This is a genomic window from Streptomyces chisholmiae (assembly GCF_031845445.1).
Classification (GTDB): Bacteria; Actinomycetota; Actinomycetes; order Streptomycetales; family Streptomycetaceae; genus Streptomyces; species Streptomyces chisholmiae.
This window is the reverse complement of the sequence record NZ_JAVREO010000004.1, coordinates 387,931-406,537: the sequence shown is the minus strand read 5'-3', so window position 1 is coordinate 406,537 and position 18,607 is coordinate 387,931. Positions and strand designations below refer to the sequence as shown.

Annotated in this window: 15 protein-coding genes and 1 riboswitch; of the genes, 13 read left to right on the top strand and 2 right to left on the bottom strand. The window is 76.9% G+C overall.

The genetic code is table 11. From position 1 onward, the window contains the following. The first annotated feature begins 266 nt into the window (after positions 1-266). Together RM844_RS09235 and RM844_RS09230 are read left to right on the top strand one after the other, a co-directional pair. Entirely contained in the window at positions 267-1,355 is a 1,089-nt protein-coding gene (locus RM844_RS09235; RefSeq protein WP_311666497.1) for a phosphotransferase family protein, read from the top strand. A 47-nt stretch (positions 1,356-1,402) separates the two neighbouring features. Beyond that, a complete protein-coding gene (locus RM844_RS09230; RefSeq protein ID WP_311666496.1) occupies positions 1,403-2,317 on the top strand; it encodes an alpha/beta hydrolase family protein in 915 nt (304 codons plus the stop codon). Here RM844_RS09230 and RM844_RS09225 read toward each other — a convergent pair. Then, positions 2,304-3,083, bottom strand: coding sequence for a GNAT family N-acetyltransferase (locus RM844_RS09225; protein ID WP_311666495.1), 780 nt, complete (start codon positions 3,081-3,083; stop codon positions 2,304-2,306). The genes RM844_RS09230 and RM844_RS09225 overlap by 14 nt on opposite strands. Before the next feature lie 234 nt (positions 3,084-3,317). Between RM844_RS09225 and RM844_RS09220 the strand changes: the two genes are divergently transcribed. The 7 genes from RM844_RS09220 (at position 3,318) to RM844_RS09190 (ending at position 12,072) form a co-directional block, all read left to right on the top strand. Then, complete coding sequence (locus RM844_RS09220; protein ID WP_311666494.1) at positions 3,318-4,568, top strand: PQQ-dependent sugar dehydrogenase; 1,251 nt, start codon at positions 3,318-3,320, stop codon at positions 4,566-4,568. A 120-nt stretch (positions 4,569-4,688) separates the two neighbouring features. After that, a riboswitch (cobalamin riboswitch) is annotated at positions 4,689-4,850 on the top strand. Between the two features lie 147 nt (positions 4,851-4,997). After that, entirely contained in the window at positions 4,998-6,110 is a 1,113-nt protein-coding gene (locus RM844_RS09215) for a hypothetical protein (protein WP_311666493.1), read from the top strand. Then, entirely contained in the window at positions 6,107-7,222 is a 1,116-nt protein-coding gene (locus RM844_RS09210) for a CbiQ family ECF transporter T component (protein ID WP_311666492.1), read from the top strand. The genes RM844_RS09215 and RM844_RS09210 overlap by 4 nt, the downstream gene beginning before the upstream one ends. After that, entirely contained in the window at positions 7,223-8,950 is a 1,728-nt protein-coding gene (locus RM844_RS09205) for an ABC transporter ATP-binding protein (protein ID WP_311666491.1), read from the top strand. It begins immediately after the preceding gene. Beyond that, the gene (locus tag RM844_RS09200) at positions 8,947-9,888 is read left to right on the top strand and encodes an ECF transporter S component (RefSeq protein WP_311666490.1); all 942 of its coding nucleotides are present in this window, start codon (positions 8,947-8,949) and stop codon (positions 9,886-9,888) included. The genes RM844_RS09205 and RM844_RS09200 overlap by 4 nt, the downstream gene beginning before the upstream one ends. A gap of 6 nt (positions 9,889-9,894) precedes the next feature. Continuing rightward, positions 9,895-11,430 (top strand): prenyltransferase/squalene oxidase repeat-containing protein, encoded by a 1,536-nt coding sequence (locus RM844_RS09195; protein WP_311666489.1) that lies wholly within the window; start codon positions 9,895-9,897, stop codon positions 11,428-11,430. 144 nt (positions 11,431-11,574) lie between these two features. Beyond that, positions 11,575-12,072: a DUF4430 domain-containing protein gene (locus RM844_RS09190; RefSeq protein WP_311666488.1), complete on the top strand. Its 498-nt coding sequence runs from the start codon at positions 11,575-11,577 to the stop codon at positions 12,070-12,072. Between the two features lie 78 nt (positions 12,073-12,150). On the opposite strand, the gene RM844_RS09185 is transcribed toward RM844_RS09190, so the two are convergent. After that, a complete protein-coding gene (locus tag RM844_RS09185) occupies positions 12,151-12,495 on the bottom strand; it encodes a hypothetical protein (RefSeq protein ID WP_311666487.1) in 345 nt (114 codons plus the stop codon). A 190-nt stretch (positions 12,496-12,685) separates the two neighbouring features. On the opposite strand from RM844_RS09185, the gene ligD reads away from it, so the two are divergent. From ligD to scpA, 4 genes are all read left to right on the top strand, one after another. Continuing rightward, the gene (ligD, locus tag RM844_RS09180; RefSeq protein ID WP_311666486.1) at positions 12,686-13,693 is read left to right on the top strand and encodes a non-homologous end-joining DNA ligase; all 1,008 of its coding nucleotides are present in this window, start codon (positions 12,686-12,688) and stop codon (positions 13,691-13,693) included. A gap of 33 nt (positions 13,694-13,726) precedes the next feature. After that, positions 13,727-14,359 (top strand): nucleoside/nucleotide kinase family protein, encoded by a 633-nt coding sequence (locus tag RM844_RS09175; protein ID WP_311666485.1) that lies wholly within the window; start codon positions 13,727-13,729, stop codon positions 14,357-14,359. A gap of 138 nt (positions 14,360-14,497) precedes the next feature. Then, on the top strand, positions 14,498-16,357 hold the full coding sequence (locus tag RM844_RS09170) for a methylmalonyl-CoA mutase family protein (RefSeq protein WP_311666484.1): 1,860 nt from the start codon (positions 14,498-14,500) through the stop codon (positions 16,355-16,357). Continuing rightward, positions 16,354-18,543: a methylmalonyl-CoA mutase gene (gene scpA / locus RM844_RS09165; RefSeq protein WP_311666483.1), complete on the top strand. Its 2,190-nt coding sequence runs from the start codon at positions 16,354-16,356 to the stop codon at positions 18,541-18,543. The genes RM844_RS09170 and scpA overlap by 4 nt, the downstream gene beginning before the upstream one ends. The last annotated feature ends 64 nt before the right edge of the window (positions 18,544-18,607 follow it).

Here is an 18,607-nt window from a genome sequence, read left to right as displayed (position 1 = left end):
CGGGCGGGGCCGGGCCGGCCGACCTGCCGGAGAGTCCGGAGGCGTCGCCGGACGAACCGGGCACGCTCGACCAAGGCGTCGCCGGACGAACCGGGCACGCTCGACCAAGGCGGGGGCGGAGGGGGCCGGGACCGTCCGGCCGTGTCGACCGCCCGCACCGGTTCACCCGGGCGCGCCCGGCCGCCGTCGGCGGGCCAGGACCGCCGGGGCGGGGCCGACGAAAAAGGGGAACCGGCCCGGCCGGGACGGCTGTTAGCGTGCTCGGCATGTCAGAGCAGCTCGCGCTCTCCCCCGCCGACACCCGGTCCGTCGCGGTCGCCTTCGGCCTCGGCTCGGTGGTGCGGGAATGCCGGCCGGTGCCCGGCGGGCTGTCCCACCCGCTGTACCGGCTGCGCACCGAGCGCGGCACCTGGGCCGTCAAGCGGCTCAACCGGTCCCGGGAGGACTGGTGGTGGCGGGACCACCTGCTGGCCGCCGCCGTCGAACGGGCCGCGCTGGCCGCCGGCGTTCCGCTGCCCCGGCCGGTCGTGCCGCCGGCGCCGGCCGCCGCCGGCAGCCCGCTGGCCGACCTCCCGCTGGGCGGCGAGCCGGTCAGCTTCCTGGCCTGGGAGTGGTCCGAAGGCGACCGGTTGGACGATCTCAACGTGCCGGACGACGTGCGGAGTTGGGTCGGCGGCACGCTGGCGACGCTGCACGCCCTGGCGGTCGAGGCGCCGGCCGGCGGGCAGGTCCACCCGCCGCACCCGGTCGAGGAGTGGCGGACCTGGCTGGCCGAGGCGCCGCCGGCGACCGACCCAGAGTTCCTCCGGTCCGTCGCCGGTCACCTCGACGCGGTCGCCGAGGCGTACCGGCTGGTCACCGGCTTCACGGCGCGACTCGCCCCGAGCGAGCCGGTGTTCACCCACCGGGACGTCAAGCCGGACAACGTGCTGGTGACCACGCGCACCCCGGTGCTGCTGGACTGGGAGGGCGCCGGGCCCGAGCCCGCGCCCTGGGAGGCGGCGCGCGCCGCGCTGGCCTTCGCCCGCACCCCCGACGGCTGGTCCCGGGCCGGCTTCCTGCGGGTGCTGGCCGCCTACCGGGCGGCCGGCGGCGGCGTCCTGCCGGCCGACCCGGCGGTCTTCGGCGGGCTGTTGGCGAACCGGCTGGGCGGCGCCGCGTTCCTGCTGTGGCGGGCCCTGGGCCACCGCCCGGTCTCCGCGCCGGAACGGGCCGCCGCCCACCGGCACACCCTGGAGTACCTGGCCCAACTCCGCCTGACCCTGGGCCGACTCGACACCTGGACGGGGTGGCTGGCCGAGCTGGAGGGCTCCCCGGCGGCCCCGGCTGCCCCGCCGGGCCGACCGGCCGGGTAGGGGCGCGTCGCCGACCGCCCGGCGGCCGGATTTCGTAGGCTGGTCGCATGACCCAACAGGATCCCCAACGTCCCGAGATCAGCGTGCTGTTGGACCCGTCCCGCGCTGACCTGCGAAGCCCGGGGCAGCCCCGGCCGGTCCGGATCTACCGGTGGCGGCCGGACCTGCCGGCCGGGGAGCCGGCGCCGCTGGTGCTGGTCTCGCACGGCACCGGCGGCTCGGGCAGCGCCATGGGCTGGCTGGCCGGGCCGCTGACGGCGGCCGGCTTCGAGGTGGTCGCCGTTGACCACCACGGCAACAACTTCCTGGACGGCTACGAGCCGGAGGGCTTCCTCTTCGTCTGGGACCGGCCGCTGGACCTCAGCCTGGTGCTGGACGCGCTGGCCGCCGAGGGCCCGCTCGGCCCGGTCGGCGCGGTCGGCTTCTCGCTGGGCGGCTACTCGGCGGCGGCACTGGCCGGCGCCCGGCTGGACGGCGCGGTGCTCCGGGCGCTGTACGAGACGACGGAGCCGCTGGACGGCGTCCCCGAGTTCCCCGACGTGGTGGGGGCGCTGCGGGCGAAGGTCAGCGACGAGGAGCTGGCGGCCCGGGCCGTCGAGGCGGTCGGGGACTACACCGATCCCCGGGTGCGGGCCGTCTTCCAGATCTGTCCCGCCATCGGGCACGTGGCGACCGTGGCGAGCCTGCGGGAGATCACCGTGCCGGTGGAGATCCGCTGGGGCGGCGCCGACACCGTCACGCCCTACGAGTTGGACGTCCGCCCCTACCTGGAGCACGTGCCGACGGCCCACGGCCGGTCGGCCGGCCCGGCGGTGCGACACGACGACTTCTACGCCGAGGAGCCGGCCGACCCGACGGCCAGGCCCAGGACCGCGGCCGAGGCCGTGGCGTTCTTCACCGAACGGCTGGGCGCCGCCGGGCGGGACGCCGCGCCCGCCGAGGCCGGGGCTACCCCGGGCTGAGGTAGGGGGTGGTGACGGTGAGCGGGGTGAAGCCGAGGCGGCGCAGGATGGGGCGACTGGCCGCGACGGCGTCCACCTGGAGGTAGCGGCAGCCGGCCGCCGTGGCGAGCGCCGCGCGGTGCGCCACCAGCGCCCGGTAGAGCCCCCGGCCGCGCCACTCGGGGAGGGTGCCGCCGCCCCACAGGCCGCCGAAGCCGGTGCCGGGAATCAGCTCCAACCGGGCGGCGCAGACCGGGAGTTCCCCGGCCTCGACGAGCAGCAGCCGGGTCAGCTCCGGGGCCTCGCGCAGCTGGGCGGCGAGCCGGCGGCCGAGCGACTCCTGGTCGCCGCCGAAGACCCGGTGGTGCAGTGCGAGGACCGGCCCCAGGCCGGCCGGGTCGGTGATCTCGCGGACCGAGACGCCCGCCGGCCAGACGGGCTCCCGGTCCAGCGCCGCCACCTCGGCCACCATCAGCGTCTCCGGCTCCTGGGCCCGGAACCCGGCGGCGCGCAGCCGGTCGGCCAGGTCGGCCGGCTGGTCGTGGGCGTAGTGCTTCCACTCGAAGGGCAGCCCCAGCGCGCCGAAGTGGCGCAGCGTCTCGGCGATGGCCAGGTCGGCGGCCGCGCCGCTGGCACAGCCCGACCAGACGACCCCGTTCCAGCCGCCGTGCCGGCTGGTCTGCCACACCACGTCGCCGACGCGTTCCCGCACGGCTCCCGGTTCGTCCGGCGGGGCCTCGCGGCGCAGCCGGCGGTCGAAGAGCGCGCGTACCCGGTCCACATCCATGCCGCCATCCCAGCCGACGCCGGGCACCCGGCCAACCACTTTTCCCCGCGCCGGCCGCCCCGGCCTCGTCAACTCGACTGCGGCCGGGGGACGTTCACGCTCTGGTGCGCGGGGTGGCGAACGGGTAGCGTCCACCCCGGCCGCGGCGGGGTGCCCACCCCGGGTCCCCGGCCGGTAGCGCCGGCAGCACGTGGCCCCACCCCCGAGGATGTCCCCCACACTCCTGGAGTCGCCATGCCACGCCGTCACCCCCGAGGAGCCGATCCGACACCCCCCACCCGCCGCCGCACCGGCCGGCTGTTGGCCGCCGCCGTGCTGGCCGCCGCCGTCCCGCTGGGCGGGCTCGCCTGGTCGGCCGGCGCCGCCGAGGAGGAGACCGCCCGGCCGGCCGCGGTGCCGCTGGAGCAGCTGACGCTGGCCACCGAGCAGGTGGCGACGGGCCTGGCCAGGCCCACCGCGATCACCGCGCCGGACGACGGCAGCGACCGGCTGTTCATCACCGAGAAGCGCGGCACGATCCGGGTCCACGACCCGGCGACCGGCCTGGCCGACGAGCCGCTGGCCGACCTCACCGACGTGGTGACCGGCGCCGGCAACGAGCGTGGCCTGCTCGGCATCGAGGCCGCCCCGGACTTCGCCACCAGCCAGCTGCTGTACGTCGCCTACACCGCCCTGCCGGACGGCGACGTGACGCTGGCCCGCTACGACCTGGCCGCCGGCGACCTGGAGGTGCTGCTGTCCGAGCCGCACCCGCAGACCAACCACAACGGCGGCCAGCTGGCGTTCGGCCCCGACGGGTACCTCTACTGGGGCCTGGGCGACGGCGGCGGCGCGGGCGACCCGGACGGCAACGGGCAGCGCCTGGACACCCTGGCCGGCAGCGTCCTGCGGCTGGACGTCAGCCAGTCCTGCGGTGAACTCGCCTACTGCGTGCCGGCGGACAACCCGTTCGTCGACGAGGCCGGGGCGCGCGGCGAGATCTGGGCCTACGGGCTGCGCAACCCGTGGCGGTTCTCCTTCGACCAGGCCGACGGCTCGCTGTGGATCGGCGATGTCGGCCAGGGCGCCTGGGAGGAGGTCAACCACCTGGCGGCGGACGGCGGCGGGGCCAACCTCGGCTGGGCCTGCCGGGAGGGGTTGGCCGAGTTCGACCCGGGCCAGTGCCGGGAGGGCGCCACGCTGACCGACCCGGTCTTCACCTACGCCACCTCGACCGAGGGCTGCGCGGTGATCGGCGGGCACGTCTACCGGGGCGCCGAGTTCGCCGACCTGGCGGCGGGCACCTATGTGGCCACCGACTACTGCTCCAGCAGCGCGTGGGCGCTGCGCGCGGACGGTTCGGGCGACTACCAGTCCGCGGTGATCGGGGAGTTCCCGACCCAGGTGACCGCGTTCGGGGAGACCGTGGACGGCGAGCTGTACGTGGTCAACGACCTGCCCGGGCAGCTGCACCGGGTGACGTTCGCGGCGGCCGGCGCCGGGTAACCGGCGGGCCGGCGGGGCGCGTTCGGCCCGGTGCGCTCCCTCACGGGGGAGGCGCGCCGGGCCGCTTCCGTCACCCTGGGCCGTCGAACAGGTGCGCCCTGACTGGTCATATGGGCGGGTTTTCTCTACTCTTGAAAAGATTCCGTCAAGGACGGATGGACAACTCAGCGCGTCTGGTGCGGGGGAAGTCCGGTGCGAATCCGGCGCTGACCTGCAACCGTGAGCGGCGTTCCCCCCAGGGGCGCCGCGAGTCGGAACACCCGGCCGTTCGCGTGGTTTCGCTTCTCACTGTCATGGTTCGCAGCGTGGAGCCCACAGCCCCGGCTGGCCGGCCCCCGCCGCTCGCGTCACGCGTGCGCCGGGGTTTTTCGTGCCCGCGCCGGACGCGTCGGGGGTCACGCGTCGGACCTGGGAAAGGTCAGGTCCCCGATGGCACGCCGTTCCGCCGGCGCCGCCGCGCTCGGCGCGCTGCTGACTCTGCTCGCCGCCCTGTTGGGCCCCGTCGGGGCCGCTTCGGCGGCGGCGCCCGCGCCGGCCAGGCCGGCCGCCGGGACGCCCGGCCACTGCCCGGACGCGTCCGGGGTGACCGTGGTGGTGGACTTCCGCGAGCTGGGCGGCGGCCGGGTGGTGCGCTGCGCCCCGGGGCCACAGGCGGACGGGCTGGCCGCGCTGCGCAACGCCGGCTTCGAGGTGACCGGCACCAACCGCTGGGGCGACTCCTTCGTCTGCCGGATCAACGGCCGCCCCGGCGCCGACTCCGAGCCCTGCGTGGACACCCCGCCGGCCACCGCCTACTGGTCGTACTGGCACGCGGACAACGGCGAGAACTGGACCTACAGCCAGCGCGGCGCGACCTACCGCACGCCGGCCGAGGGCACCTTCGAGGGCTGGTCGTTCTCGCTGGACGCGGACGAGGGCTCGGCCCCGCCGCCCGGCGTCGCCGCCCAGCGGCCGGCCGACGGCGGCTCGGGCGGGGCCGACTCCGGTGGCTCGGGCGGCGGCTCGGCCAGCGGCGGCTCGGGCTCCGGCGGCTCGGGGGGTGCGGGGGGCTCCGGCGGCGGCTCGGACGGCGGCGGCGCCGGGAGTGCCGGCGGCTCCGGCGGCGCGGCCACCGGCGGCTCCGGCTCGGGCGGCGCGGACGGCTCAGGCGGCGCGGACGGCGACGGGGGCCGGGCGCCGGAGCGGGACCAGGAGGCGCCGGAGCCGGACGGCGCCGAGGAGAACGCCGAGCCGGGCGACGAACCGACCGACGAGCCCACCGAGGACGCCGACGAGGACCCGGCGGCCGAGGACGGCACCGAGGTCGGGGCGGCGCCCCAGCCCACCGAGGCGGCCGAGTGGTCGGGCAGCGACGAGGAGTTCGCCCGGGAGCAGGCCGCCAGGGACGACTCCGGCGGCCCGTCCACCGGCACCCTGGCGACGTTCGGCCTGCTGGCCGTGCTGCTCGGCGCCGGCGGCCTCACCGCCTGGCGGCGGCGCCGCGCCGCGGCGGGCCCGGCCGGCACGGCCGACGCCGACGAGCGACCGACCGATGACCGGTGACGGGCGTCGGGCTCGCGGCCGGGCGGCTCGCCCGGCCGCTGCCCCGGGCGCTGCACCCGGGCGCCTGGTGGCTGTGGGCGCTCTGCCTGGCCGTGGTCGCCAGCCGCACCACCAACCCGCTGCTGCTGGCCTGCCTGATCGCGGTCGCCGGGCTGGTGGTGGCGCGTCGCCGCGGGGACGCGCCCTGGGCTCTGTCCTTCCGGATGTACCTGGTCTTCGGCGCGGTGATCGTCGCTCTGCGGGTCCTCTTCCGGATCGTCTTCGGCGGCGGGGGCGGCGAGACGGTGCTGCTCACCCTGCCGGAGATCCCGCTGCCCGAAGCGGCGGCCGGCATCCGGCTGTTGGGGCCGGTGGCCGCCGAGGAGGTGCTCGGTGGGGCGTATGACGGGCTGCGCCTGGCGGCCATGGTGATCTGCGTGGGCGCGGCGAACGCGCTGGCCAACCCCAAGCGGCTGCTGAAGACCCTGCCGGGCGCGCTGCACGAGATCGGCACCTCCGTCGTGGTGGCGCTCAGCGTGGCGCCGCAGCTGGTGGAGAGCGTCGGCCGGGTGCGCCGGGCCCGGCGGCTGCGCGGCGCGGCCGGCAAGGGCCGGCAGGCGGTGCGCGGCATCCTGATCCCGGTCCTTGAGGACGCGCTCAGCCGGTCGTTGGCGCTGGCCGCCGCGATGGCCTCGCGCGGCTACGGCCGGACCGGCGCGCTGGCCGGCGGCCGGCGGGCGCTGGTCGGCACGCTGGTGATCGGCGGCCTGCTCGGGGTCTGCGCCGGGCTGTACGGGCTGTTGGACGGCTCGGCGCCGCCGGCGCTCGGGCTGCCGCTGCTGCTGGCCGGGCTGGCCGTCGCGGTGCTCGGGCTGGCCGCCGGCGGGCGCCGGGTGCGCCGCACCGGGTACCGGCCCGACCGCTGGCGCGGCGCCGAACTACTCACCGTGGGCAGCGGGTTGGCCGCCGCCGCGGTGATGCACCTGGCCACCAGGATCGATCCGACCGACATCTACCCGTCGCTGACGCCGCTGAGTTGGCCGGAGGTGGCGCCGCTGCCCCTGCTGGCGGTGCTGCTCGGGCTGCTGCCCGGCTACCTCACGCCGCCCCCACCGCCCGCCGAGGTGAGCTGAGTGATCGACTTCGAGGCGGTGACCGTCCACTACCCGGACGCGCCGGAGCCCACCCTGCGGGACGTCGGACTGCACCTGGCCGAGGGCGAGTTGTGCCTGGTGGCCGGCCGGACCGGGGTGGGCAAGTCAACGCTGCTCGGCGCGGTCAACGGGCTGGTGCCCCGGTTCACCGGCGGCCGGCTGGCCGGCCGGGTCACGGTGGCCGGGCAGGCCACCGACCAGCGCCCGCCGCAGGAGTTCGCGCACCTGGTGGGAGTGGTCGGCCAGGACCCGCTGGCCGGCTTCGTCACCGACACGGTGGAGGAGGAACTCGCCTACGCGATGGAGCAGTTGGCCATCGCTCCCGAGGTGATGCGGAAGCGGGTCGAGGAGACCCTCGACCTGCTGGGCATCGCCGAGCTGCGGCACCGGGCGCTGCGCACCCTCTCCGGTGGACAGCAGCAACGGGTCGCGATCGGCGCGGTGTTCACCACCCACCCGCAGGTGCTGGTGTTGGACGAGCCGACCTCGGCGCTCGACCCGACGGCCGCCGAGGAGGTGCTGGCCGCCGTGCTGCGGCTGGTGCACGACCTGGGCACCACCGTGGTGATCGCCGAGCACCGGATGGAGCGGGTGCTCCAGTACGCCGACCGGCTGCTCTACCTGCCGGGCGACGGCACGGTCCGGGACGGCGCCCCGGGCGAGCTGCTGCCGGAGATGGAAGTGGCGCCACCCGTCGTGGAGTTGGGGCGGGTCGCCGGCTGGCGGCCGCTGCCGCTCTCGGTGCGCGACGCCCGCCGGCACGCGCCGGCGCTGCGCCGCCGGCTGGCCGGCCGGCAACCGGCGGCGGCCCACCGGGCCGGCGCGCCGGCCGCGCTGACCGCCGAGCGGGTCAGCGTCGCCTACGGCCGTAAGGTCGCGGTCCGGGAGGTGGACCTGACGCTGCGGGCCGGCGAGGTGACCGCCCTGATGGGGCGGAACGGGTCCGGCAAGTCCTCGCTGCTGTGGGCGCTCCAGGGCTCGGGCCCCCGACACGCGGGCCGGGTGCGGGTGGCCGGCGACGACCCGGCCGAGCAGGACCCGCGGCGGGCCAGGGCGCTGGTCGGGCTGGTGCCGCAGACCGCGGCCGACCTGCTCTACCTCCAGACGGTGGCCGCCGAGTGCGCGCAGGCGGACGCCGAGTCCGAGGCCGAACCCGGGCACTGCCGCGCCCTGTTGGACCGGTTGGCGCCCGGGGTGCCGGCCGCCGCGCACCCGCGCGACCTCTCCGAGGGGCAGCGGCTCGCCCTGGTGCTGGCCATCCAACTCACCGCCGCGCCGGCGGTGTTGCTGCTGGACGAGCCCACCAGGGGCCTGGACTACGACGCCAAGCGGGCGTTCGGCCGACTGGTGCGCCAACTCGCCGACGAGGGCGGCTCGGTGCTGATCGCCACCCACGACGTGGAGTTCGTCGCCGCCACCGCCGACCGGGTGGTGGTGCTCGCCGACGGCGACCTGGTGGCCGACGGGCCGACCGCCGAGGTGGTCTGCGCCTCCCCGGCGTTCGCCCCCCAGGTGGCCAAGGTGCTGCGGCCGGATCCGTGGCTGACCGTCGCCCAGGTGGCGACCGCGCTGGCCGAGGCCGGGCCGGCGGCCGTGGCCGAGGACGGGACCGGGACTGGACCCACGGTCGCCACCGGGTCCGGAACCGGGCCCACCGCCGCCACCGGGTCCGCGACCGGGCTCGGGACCGGGGAGGCGGTGTCATGAGCCCCGCGGAGCTGCCGCGGCGGGCCACCGCGCTGCGGGTGGGGCCGCGTGCCGCCGTGGTGTTGGCGTTGGCCAGCCTGATCGGGCTGGCCATGTTCTGCTGGCCGCTGCTGGTGCCGCCCGAGCCGCAGGCGGTGGCGCACGCCGACCAGGCGCCGCTGCTCTTCGTGCTGCTGCTGCCGGTGATCCTGGCACTGGTGCTGGCGGAGATCTCCGAGGGCGGCATCGACCCCAAGGCCCTGGCGCTGCTCGGGGTGTTGGCCGCGGTCAACGCCGCGCTGCGCCCGCTTGGCGCCGGCACCGCCGGCATCGAGACGGTGTTCTTCCTGCTGGTGCTCGCCGGCCGGGTCTTCGGCCCCGGCTTCGGCTACGCGCTGGGCACCGTCTCGCTCTTCGCCTCCGCGCTGCTGACCGCGGGTATCGGCCCCTGGCTGCCGTTCCAGATGATGGCGGCCGGCTGGGTGGGGCTCGGCGCCGGGCTGCTGCCCCGCGGCCTGACCGGCCGGGCCGAGATCGCGCTGCTCGCCGCCTACGGGGTGGTCAGCGCCTACGCCTTCGGCTTCGTGATGAACCTGTGGTTCTGGCCGTTCGCCGTGGACGACGGCACCCAGCTGGCAGTGGACCCGGAGGCCGGGCCGCTGACCAACCTGCGCACCTTCTTCCTCTACACCCTGGCCACCTCCAGCTTCGGCTGGGACACCGGCCGGGCCGTCACCAACGCGGTGGCCATCTGCGTGCTCGGGCCCGCCGTGCTGGTGACGCTGCGCCGGGCCGCCCGGCGGGCCGCGTTCGACGCCCCGGTCACGTTCGACGCCCCGGCGTCCCCCGACCCGCCGGCCGAGTCGGCCGGCGCCCCCCAGGCCACCCGGCCGGCGCCCCGGCCGGCCGGGGTGCCCGCTGTCCCCCAACCCCATCCCGCCCCCGTCGAAGGAACGTGAACAGCCGTGACCCAGACATCCGTTGACCAGCCGACCCGGCTCCGCCGCGGCAGACCGTGGCGCGGCGCGCTGGCACTGGCCGGCAGCGCCGTGCTGACCGGCACGCTGCTGGTGCCCGGCGGCGCCAGGGCCGACGCGCCGCCCGAGCTGGCGTCGCCGGCCGAGGCCGCCGTGGCCTGGTCGGTGGCCCAGCTCACCGACGGCACCCACGCCTCGGCCGACCACGGGCTGACCGCCGACCTGGTGCTGGCCTTCGCCGCCACCGGCACCGCCGGCGACGCGGCCGAGCGGGCCACCGACTGGCTGGCGGCCAACGCGGCCGACTACGCCAGGCGCGGCGGCCCCGACGCGGTCAACGCCGGCGGCACCGCCAAGCTGGCGCTGGTGGCCTCCGTCCAGCACCGCGACCCGGGCGACTTCGGCGGCCTGGACCTGACCGGGCTGCTGCTGGAGCGGCTCAACGCGGACGGCCGGTTCACCGACGCCGCGCCGACCGGCGACATGTCCAACCAGTTCAGCCAGTCGCTGGCCGTGCTCGCCCTCAACCGGGAAGGCGAACTCCCGGACTCCGCCGTGGAGTTCCTCGCCTCCACCCGCTGCGACAGCGGCGGCTTCCCGCTCTCCCTGAGCCGCCGCCCGGACCGCTGCAACCCCGACACCGACAGCACCGGCATGGCCGTGCAGGCGCTGGTCGACGCCGGTCGGACCGCCGACGCGGAGCCGGCGCTCGACTGGCTGGAGGGCCAGCAGCAGGCGAACGGCGGCTTCGGCTACAACGCCACCAGCGCGCCCAACTCCAACTCCACCGCGCTGGCCGTCCAGGCACTGCTCGCCGGGGGCCGCACCGAGGCCGCCGCGTCCGGCGTCAGTTGGCTGCGCGGCCTCCAGGCCGGCTGCGCCGCGCCGGCCGCCGACCGGGGCGGCGTCGGCTACATGGACCCGGAGATCGACGGGATGGCGCTGCGCGCCACCGCGCAGGTCATCCCGGCGCTGGCCGGCAAGCCGCTGGGCGAGATCGACGGCGCGGGCGCCGACCCGACGCCCGGCGTGATCGACTGCGCGCCGGACGACGGCACCGGCGGCGGCACCCAGGGCACCAGCGACGGCGGCGACCAGGGCGCTGACGGCGGGGCCTCGGACGCCGGCGCCGCCAACGGCGGCACGGACGGCGGCACCGACGGTGGCGCGGACGCCGGCCAGGCCAACGGCGGTGCCGACGGCGGGACCTCGGACGCGGGCACGGACGGCGGCCTGGCCGGCGGCGCCAGCGACGGCGACGGCACCGAGCCGCCCGGCGGCGACCCGGCCGAGCCGGGCGCCACCCTCGGCACCACCACCGGCGGCTCCGACGGCGGCCTGGACGGCGGCGTCAGCGGCGACGACTCCGGCCTGACCGCCGGCGGCACCGACCGCGACGGCAACCTCGCCAGCACCGGCAGCTCGGTGCTGCCGCTGCTCGGCTGGGCCGCCGCGCTGCTGGCCGCCGGCGGCGGCGCCTGGGCCCTGGCCCACCGCCACCGGCGGCGCACCGCGGCGCACTGACCCGGCCGCACCGCCCACCACCCCGAAGAATCCCACTCGGTCACCCCGGCGCCCGACGCGCCGGGGTGCCCCGCCCTGACCACCCCCTGCCCGAAATCAGGGGGAACGCCCAGGAATCACCGCGCACGACAAGGAGCACGCACCATGACCGCACCCAGCACCCAGCTCAGACGCGCCCTCGCCACCGGCGCCGCGCTCGGCCTGACCCTGCTCGCCACGGCGCCCGTCGCGCACGCCCAGGACGAGGTCGCGGCCGCCGCGCCGATCACCGTCGGCCTCACCGTCACCGGCCCCGCCGGCGTGATCATCGACACCGACATCACCACCGACGGGCACACCGTCAGCCCGGCGACCGGCGGTGCCCAGCTCTGCGACTCCACCAACAACGGCGCCAACGCCACCCCCGGCGCCACCCCGACCGCCGCCCTGGACGACGCCGCCACGCTGCACGGCTTCGACTGGGACGGCGTCTGGTACCCGTCCTTCGACGACTACCTGGTGACCACCATCGACGGCCAGAGCCAGACCGCCGACGACTTCTGGCTGATCTCCGTCAACGGCACCGCGACCGCGGTGGGCGGCTGCCAGCACCAGCTGTCCGCCGGCGACCAGGTGGACTTCACCTGGACCCCGGTCGGCTGACCCACCCCCGGCCGCACGACCACCGGTGCCCCCGGACCCGCCAGCTGGCGGGTCCGGGGGCACCGGCGCGCCACCCGGTCAGTCGAGCCGGCCGTCCAGCGTGAGCTCGACGTCCGCCACCGGCTCCCCGACCACCGCGAACTCCCGCACCGGCCACCTGCGTTCGGCGATGGCGGCGCCCGCCTCCGTGGTGTAGGCGGGGACCGCCAGCAGCGCCGCGCCGCCAGCGTCGACCAGCACCTCGGCCAGCAGCGTCACCCCGTCGGAGAAGAGCAGCTCCAGGCTGACCGGCGCCGGCGCGGCGACGTACCCGGCCGGGTCGGGCAGCCCCTGCACCCGCACCCGGGCGCCCCGGAAGAGATGGGAGAAACCGCAGACCGCCGGATAGGGGCCACCGGCGGCGGGATCGGGAGTGGCGGGCATCGGACTCCTCCGGCGTGCTGCTGACCGACCGCGCTGCCGCGGCCCCCGCCACCCTGCCACGCCGGCCCCCGAGCACCGCCGAACCGGCCGGCCGGCGGGTCGTGTCCCGGCTTCGCCCGTTCCGGGCGGGCTGGCTCGGCGCGCTCGGCCGCTGCGCCGCGCGGTCGGTGGCGCGGCGTGTACTGGGGCCATGAGCAGGGGACCGGAGGGCGCCGGCGCGGTGCCGGACGCCGTCGCGCCGATGCTGGCGGTGGACGGCCGGCCGCCCACCGGCGACTGGGCGTACGAGTGGAAGTGGGACGGCTACCGCTGCTGCCTACGGGTCGCCGCCGACGGCGGCACCCGGCTGACCAGTCGCAACGGCAACGACCTCACCCCCAGCTACCCCGAGTTGGCGCGGCTGGCACCCGGGCCGCTGGCCGGCAGGTCCGCCGTGCTGGACGGGGAGATCGTGGCGCTCGGCCCGGGCGGCGGACCGGACTTCGGCCGGCTGCAACGCCGCCACCAGCGGCGCCGCCCGGACGCCGGGCTGCTCGCCGAGGTCCCGGTGGTCTTCTTCGCGTTCGACCTGCTGGTGCTGGGCGGTCAACGGCTGCTGGCCGAGCCCTACCGGCGGCGGCGGGCCGCGCTGACCGGGCTGCCGGCCGACCCGACGGGCCGGCTCGTGGTGCCGCCCGCCTACCGGGGCCCGGAGGCCGACCCGGCGGAACTGCTGCGGGTGGCGCGCCAGCACGGCCTGGAGGGGCTGGTCGCCAAGCGGCTGGACTCGCCCTACCAGCCGGGCCGCCGCTCCCCGCTGTGGGTGAAGACACCGCTGGTCAGCACCGTTGAGGTGGTGGTCGGCGGCTGGCAGGCCGGCGGCGGGCGGCGGACCGGGACGGTGGGTTCGCTGCTGGTCGGGGCCTACGACGCGGCGGGCCGGCTGGCCTATGTCGGGCACGTGGGAAGTGGCTTCAGCGAGGCGGTGCTGACCGATCTGACCACCCGGCTGACCGGTCTCGCCCGGGCCGGCAGCCCGTTCGACGGTCCGGTGCCCGGGCCGCGGGCCAGGCTCGCGCACTGGGTGGAGCCGCGGCTGGTCGGGGAGGTCGCGTTCCGCGCCTGGACCAGGGAGGGGCGGCTGCGGCAGCCGTCCTGGCGCGGGCTGCGGCCCGATCGTGACCCGCGGGCCGCCCGGCTGCCCACCCCACCCGGCTGACGAGCGAACCCTCGTTAACTTACGCTGATGGCCATGGAATCCACCCCACTGGCCGAGGACGCGCGGGCGCTGGTGCCGGCCGCCGGCCGCGTCGTGCTGGGCCTGGCCGGCCCGCCGGGCGCCGGCAAGTCGACGCTGGCCAGGTCGCTGGTGCGGGCGCTGGGCGAGGTGGCCGCCTATGTCCCGCTGGACGGTTTCCACCTCTCCAACGACCAGCTGGACCGGCTGGGGCTGCGCACCCGGAAGGGCTCCGAGCCCAGCTTCGACGCGTTCGGGTACGCCGCGCTGCTCACCCGGCTGGTCGCCGCCGTGGACCGGGAGCCGGTCTACGTCCCGGACTTCGACCGGGCCCTGGACGAGCCGGTGGCCGCGCGTCACCTGGTGCCGCCCGAGGCCCGGTTGGTGGTCACCGAGGGGAACTACCTGGGGCTGGACGCGCCGGGCTGGCGGGCGGCCTGGTCGCTGCTCGACGAGCTGTGGTACGTCGAGGTGCCCGAGGCGGAGCGGGACGCCCGGCTGCTGGCCAGGCACCGGCGGCACGGCCGGAGCGCGGCGGCGGCCCGCGCCTGGGTGGACGCCAACGACGTGCCGAACGCCCGGCTGGTGGAGGGCACCCGGGGGCGCTGCGACCGGGTGGTGTGTCCCCTGGGCCCCGCACCGCCGTGACGGGCGCCCTCCCGCGACCCCCCTGTCCTACCCCAGACTTCTCCCAGGACCTATCCCGGCCGACCACCGGTGTGCTGCCCTGTTGATGCCTTGCGACGTCCCCCAGTCGTCCCCTAGCGGAAGCGCGTAGCGATGGAGTTGACAGTTCCTCCCGACGACCTCAGCCTCGCCGGCGGCTTTCCGCCCGGCGACCTCGAACAGTGGCGGGCGCTGGCCGCCGGCGTGTTGAAGAAGGCCGGGGCCGGCGAGCTGACCGGCGCGGAGGCCGAGGAGCGGCTGGCCACCCGGCTGCCGGACGGCCTGTCCGCCCGGCCGCTGTACACGGCGGAGGGCGGCCACCCGCTGCCCGGGCCGCCCGGCTTCCCGCCGTTCGTCCGCGGCGGGCGCCCCGAGGGCGCGGTGCTGGGCGGCTGGCAGGTGCGGCAGCGGCACGCCGACCCGGTGCCGGCGCGGCTGAACGAGGCGCTGCTGACCGACCTGGAGCTGGGGGTCGCCGCGCTGTGGCTGGTGGTCGGCGAGGGCGGCCTGCCGGTCGCCGAGCTGCCGGCCGCGCTGGACGGGGTGCTGCTCGACCTGGCCCCGGTGGTGCTGGACGCCGGCGCCGAGTTCGGGCCGGCGGCCCGGGAGTTGCTGGCGCTCTTCGCGGCCCGCGGGGTGGCGCCCGGGGCGGCGCTCGGCGGGCTGGGCGCCGACCCGCTGGGGGTGCGGGCGGCCACCGGCCGGGACGTCGCGCTGACCGAGGCGGTCGAGCTGGCGGTGCGCTGCGCCCGGGCGTACCCGGGGGTGCGGGCGCTGGTGGTGGACGGGCTGCCGTACCACGAGGCGGGCGGCTCGCCGGCGCAGGAGCTGGGCTGTTCGCTGGCGACCGGGGTGGCCTACCTGCGGGCGTTGACCGGCGCCGGGCTGACGGTGGACGAGGCGCTCGGGCAGCTGGAGTTCCGGTACGCGGTGGACGCGGACCAGTTCCTCGGCATCGCGAAGCTGCGGGCGGCGCGGCGGCTGTGGGCGCGGGTCGCCGAGGTGTCCGGCGCGACGCCGGCCGCCGGGGCGCAACGGCAGCACGCGGTGACCTCGCGGGTGATGATGACCCGCCGCGACCCGTGGGTGAACATGCTGCGGACGACGGTGGCCTGCCTGGCCGCCGGCGTGGGCGGCGCGGACGCGGTGACGGTGCTGCCGTTCGACGAGGCGCTGGGGCGCTCCGACGGGTTCGCCCGGCGGATCGCGCGGAACACCTCGACGATCCTGGTGGCGGAGTCGCACCTGGGCCGGGTGATCGACCCGGCCGGCGGCTCCTGGTACGTGGAGGCGCTGACCGAGGAGTTGGCGACGGCGGCCTGGGCGTGGTTCCAGGAGGTGGAGGCGGCCGGCGGGCAGGCCGCCGCGCTGGCCTCCGGGCTGGTCGAGGAGCGGCTGGCCGAGACCTGGGCGGCCAGGTCGCGGCGGCTGGCCACCCGGCGGGAGCCGATCACCGGGGTGAGCGAGTTCCCGCTGCTGGACGAGGAGCCGGTGGTCCGCGAGCCGGCGCCCCCGGCGCCGGGCGGCGGGCTGCCCCGGGTGCGGCGGGACGACGCGTTCGAGGCGTTGCGCGCCCGGTCGGACGCGGCGCTGGCGGCGACCGGGCGACGGCCGGCGGTGTTCCTGGCGACGCTGGGGCCGGTGGCCGCGCACACCGCGCGGGCCACCTTCGCGGCCAACCTCTTCCAGGCCGGCGGCGTCGAGCCGGTCCGCGCGGCGGGGCCGGTCGACCCGGCGACGGTGGCGGCCGAGTTCCGGGCCAGCGGGGCCGGGCTGGCCTGCCTGTGCGGGGCCGACGCGGCCTACGCCGAGCAGGCCGCCGAGGTGGCCACCGCGCTGGCCGAGGCCGGCGCGCGGCGGGTCTACCTCGCCGGCCGGCTGCCCGAACGGCCGGCCGGCGTTGACGAGTTGGTGTTCCTTGGGGGTGACGCGGCGGCCACCCTGGACGGCGCGCTCGAGCTGATGGGAGTGGCCAGATGACCGAGGGCATCCCGGACTTCACCCGGATCGGGCTGGGCGCGCCACCGGGCGCAGGTACCGCAGGTGAACGGTGGGCGGCGACGGTGAAGGAGCACACCGGGCACTCCGTGGAGGAGCTGGTCTGGCGGACCCCGGAGGGCATCGACGTCCGCCCGCTGTACACGGCGGACGACCTGGCCGGGCTGGACTTCCTGGCGACCTACCCGGGGATGGCGCCGTTCCTGCGCGGCCCGTACCCGACGATGTACGTCAACCAGCCGTGGACGATCCGGCAGTACGCCGGCTTCTCCACGGCCCAGGAGTCCAACGCGTTCTACCGCCGGAACCTGGCGGCCGGTCAGAAGGGCCTGTCAGTCGCCTTCGACCTGCCGACCCACCGCGGCTACGACAGCGACCACCCGCGGGTGACCGGCGACGTCGGGATGGCGGGGGTGGCGATCGACTCCATCCTGGACATGCGGCAGCTGTTCGACGGCATCCCGCTGGACCGGATGACGGTGTCGATGACGATGAACGGCGCCGTGCTGCCGGTGCTGGCGCTGTACATCGTGGCCGCCGAGGAGCAGGGCGTGCCGCCGGAGAAGCTGGCCGGGACCATCCAGAACGACATCCTCAAGGAGTTCATGGTCCGCAACACCTACATCTACCCGCCGGCGCCCTCGATGCGGATCATCTCCGACATCTTCGCCTTCACCTCCCGGCGGATGCCGCGCTACAACTCGATCTCCATCTCCGGCTACCACATCCAGGAGGCCGGCGCGACGGCCGACCTGGAGCTGGCGTACACGCTGGCCGACGGCGTCGAGTACCTGCGGGCCGGGCGGGCCGCCGGCCTGGACATCGACGCCTTCGCCCCCCGGCTGTCGTTCTTCTGGGGCATCGGCATGAACTTCTTCATGGAGATCGCCAAGCTCCGCGCGGCCCGCCTGCTGTGGGCCAGGCTGGTCGGGCAGTTCGCGCCGAAGAACCCCAAGTCGCAGTCGCTGCGCACGCACTCGCAGACCTCCGGCTGGTCGCTGACCGCGCAGGACGTGTTCAACAACGTGACCCGGACCTGTGTGGAGGCGATGGCCGCCACCCAGGGCCACACCCAGTCGCTGCACACCAACGCGCTGGACGAGGCCCTGGCGCTGCCCACCGACTTCTCGGCCCGGATCGCCAGGAACACCCAGATCCTGCTCCAGCAGGAGTCCGGCACCACCCGGGTGATCGACCCGTGGGGCGGCTCCGCCTACGTGGAGCGCCTCACGCACGACCTGGCGCGCCGGGCCTGGGGCCACATCCAGGAGATCGAGGCGGCCGGCGGCATGGCGAAGGCGATCGACGCCGGCATCCCGAAGCTGCGGGTCGAGGAGGCCGCGGCCCGCACCCAGGCCCGCATCGACTCCGGCCGGCAGCCGGTGATCGGCGTCAACCAGTACCGGGTGGCGGCCGACGAGCAGATCGAGGTGCTCAAGGTCGACAACAGCTCGGTGCGGGCCCAACAGATCGACAAGCTCCGCCGGTTGCGCGCCGAGCGGGACGAGGCGGCCTGCCGGCGGGCGCTCGCCGCGCTGACCGGGGCCGCGGCCGGCGACGGCAACCTGCTGGAGTTCGCGGTCGAGGCGGCCCGGGCGCAGGCGACCGTGGGGGAGATCTCGGACGCCCTGGAGCAGGTCTTCGGCCGGCACACCGGCGATGTCCGTACCATCTCCGGGGTGTACCGACACGAAGCCGGCCCGTCCGGCACCGTCGAGCGGGCCCGCGAGCGGGTGGAGCGCTTCGCCGAGGCGGAGGGCCGCCGGCCCCGCATCCTGATCGCCAAGATGGGCCAGGACGGCCACGACCGGGGTCAGAAGGTCATCGCGACCGCCTTCGCCGACCTCGGCTTCGACGTGGACGTCGGCCCGCTGTTCCAGACGCCGGCCGAGGTCGCCCGGCAGGCGGTCGAGGCGGACGTGCACGTGGTGGGCGTCTCCTCGCTGGCCGCCGGCCACCTCACCCTGGTGCCGGCGCTGCGCGGGGAGTTGGACGAGGCGGGGCGGGACGACATCGGCATCGTGGTGGGCGGGGTGATCCCGCCGGGCGACGTGCCGGCGCTGCACGAGGCCGGCGCCGTCGCGGTCTTCCCGCCCGGCACCGTCATCCCGGACGCGGCGCTCGACCTGCTGGACCATCTGGCGGCCGCGCTGGGCCACGACGCGTAGGCCGTGCCGGCCGGCCGGTGCGTCGGCCGGGATCGCGGCGCCCCGGCGACCGGAGCACCGCCCG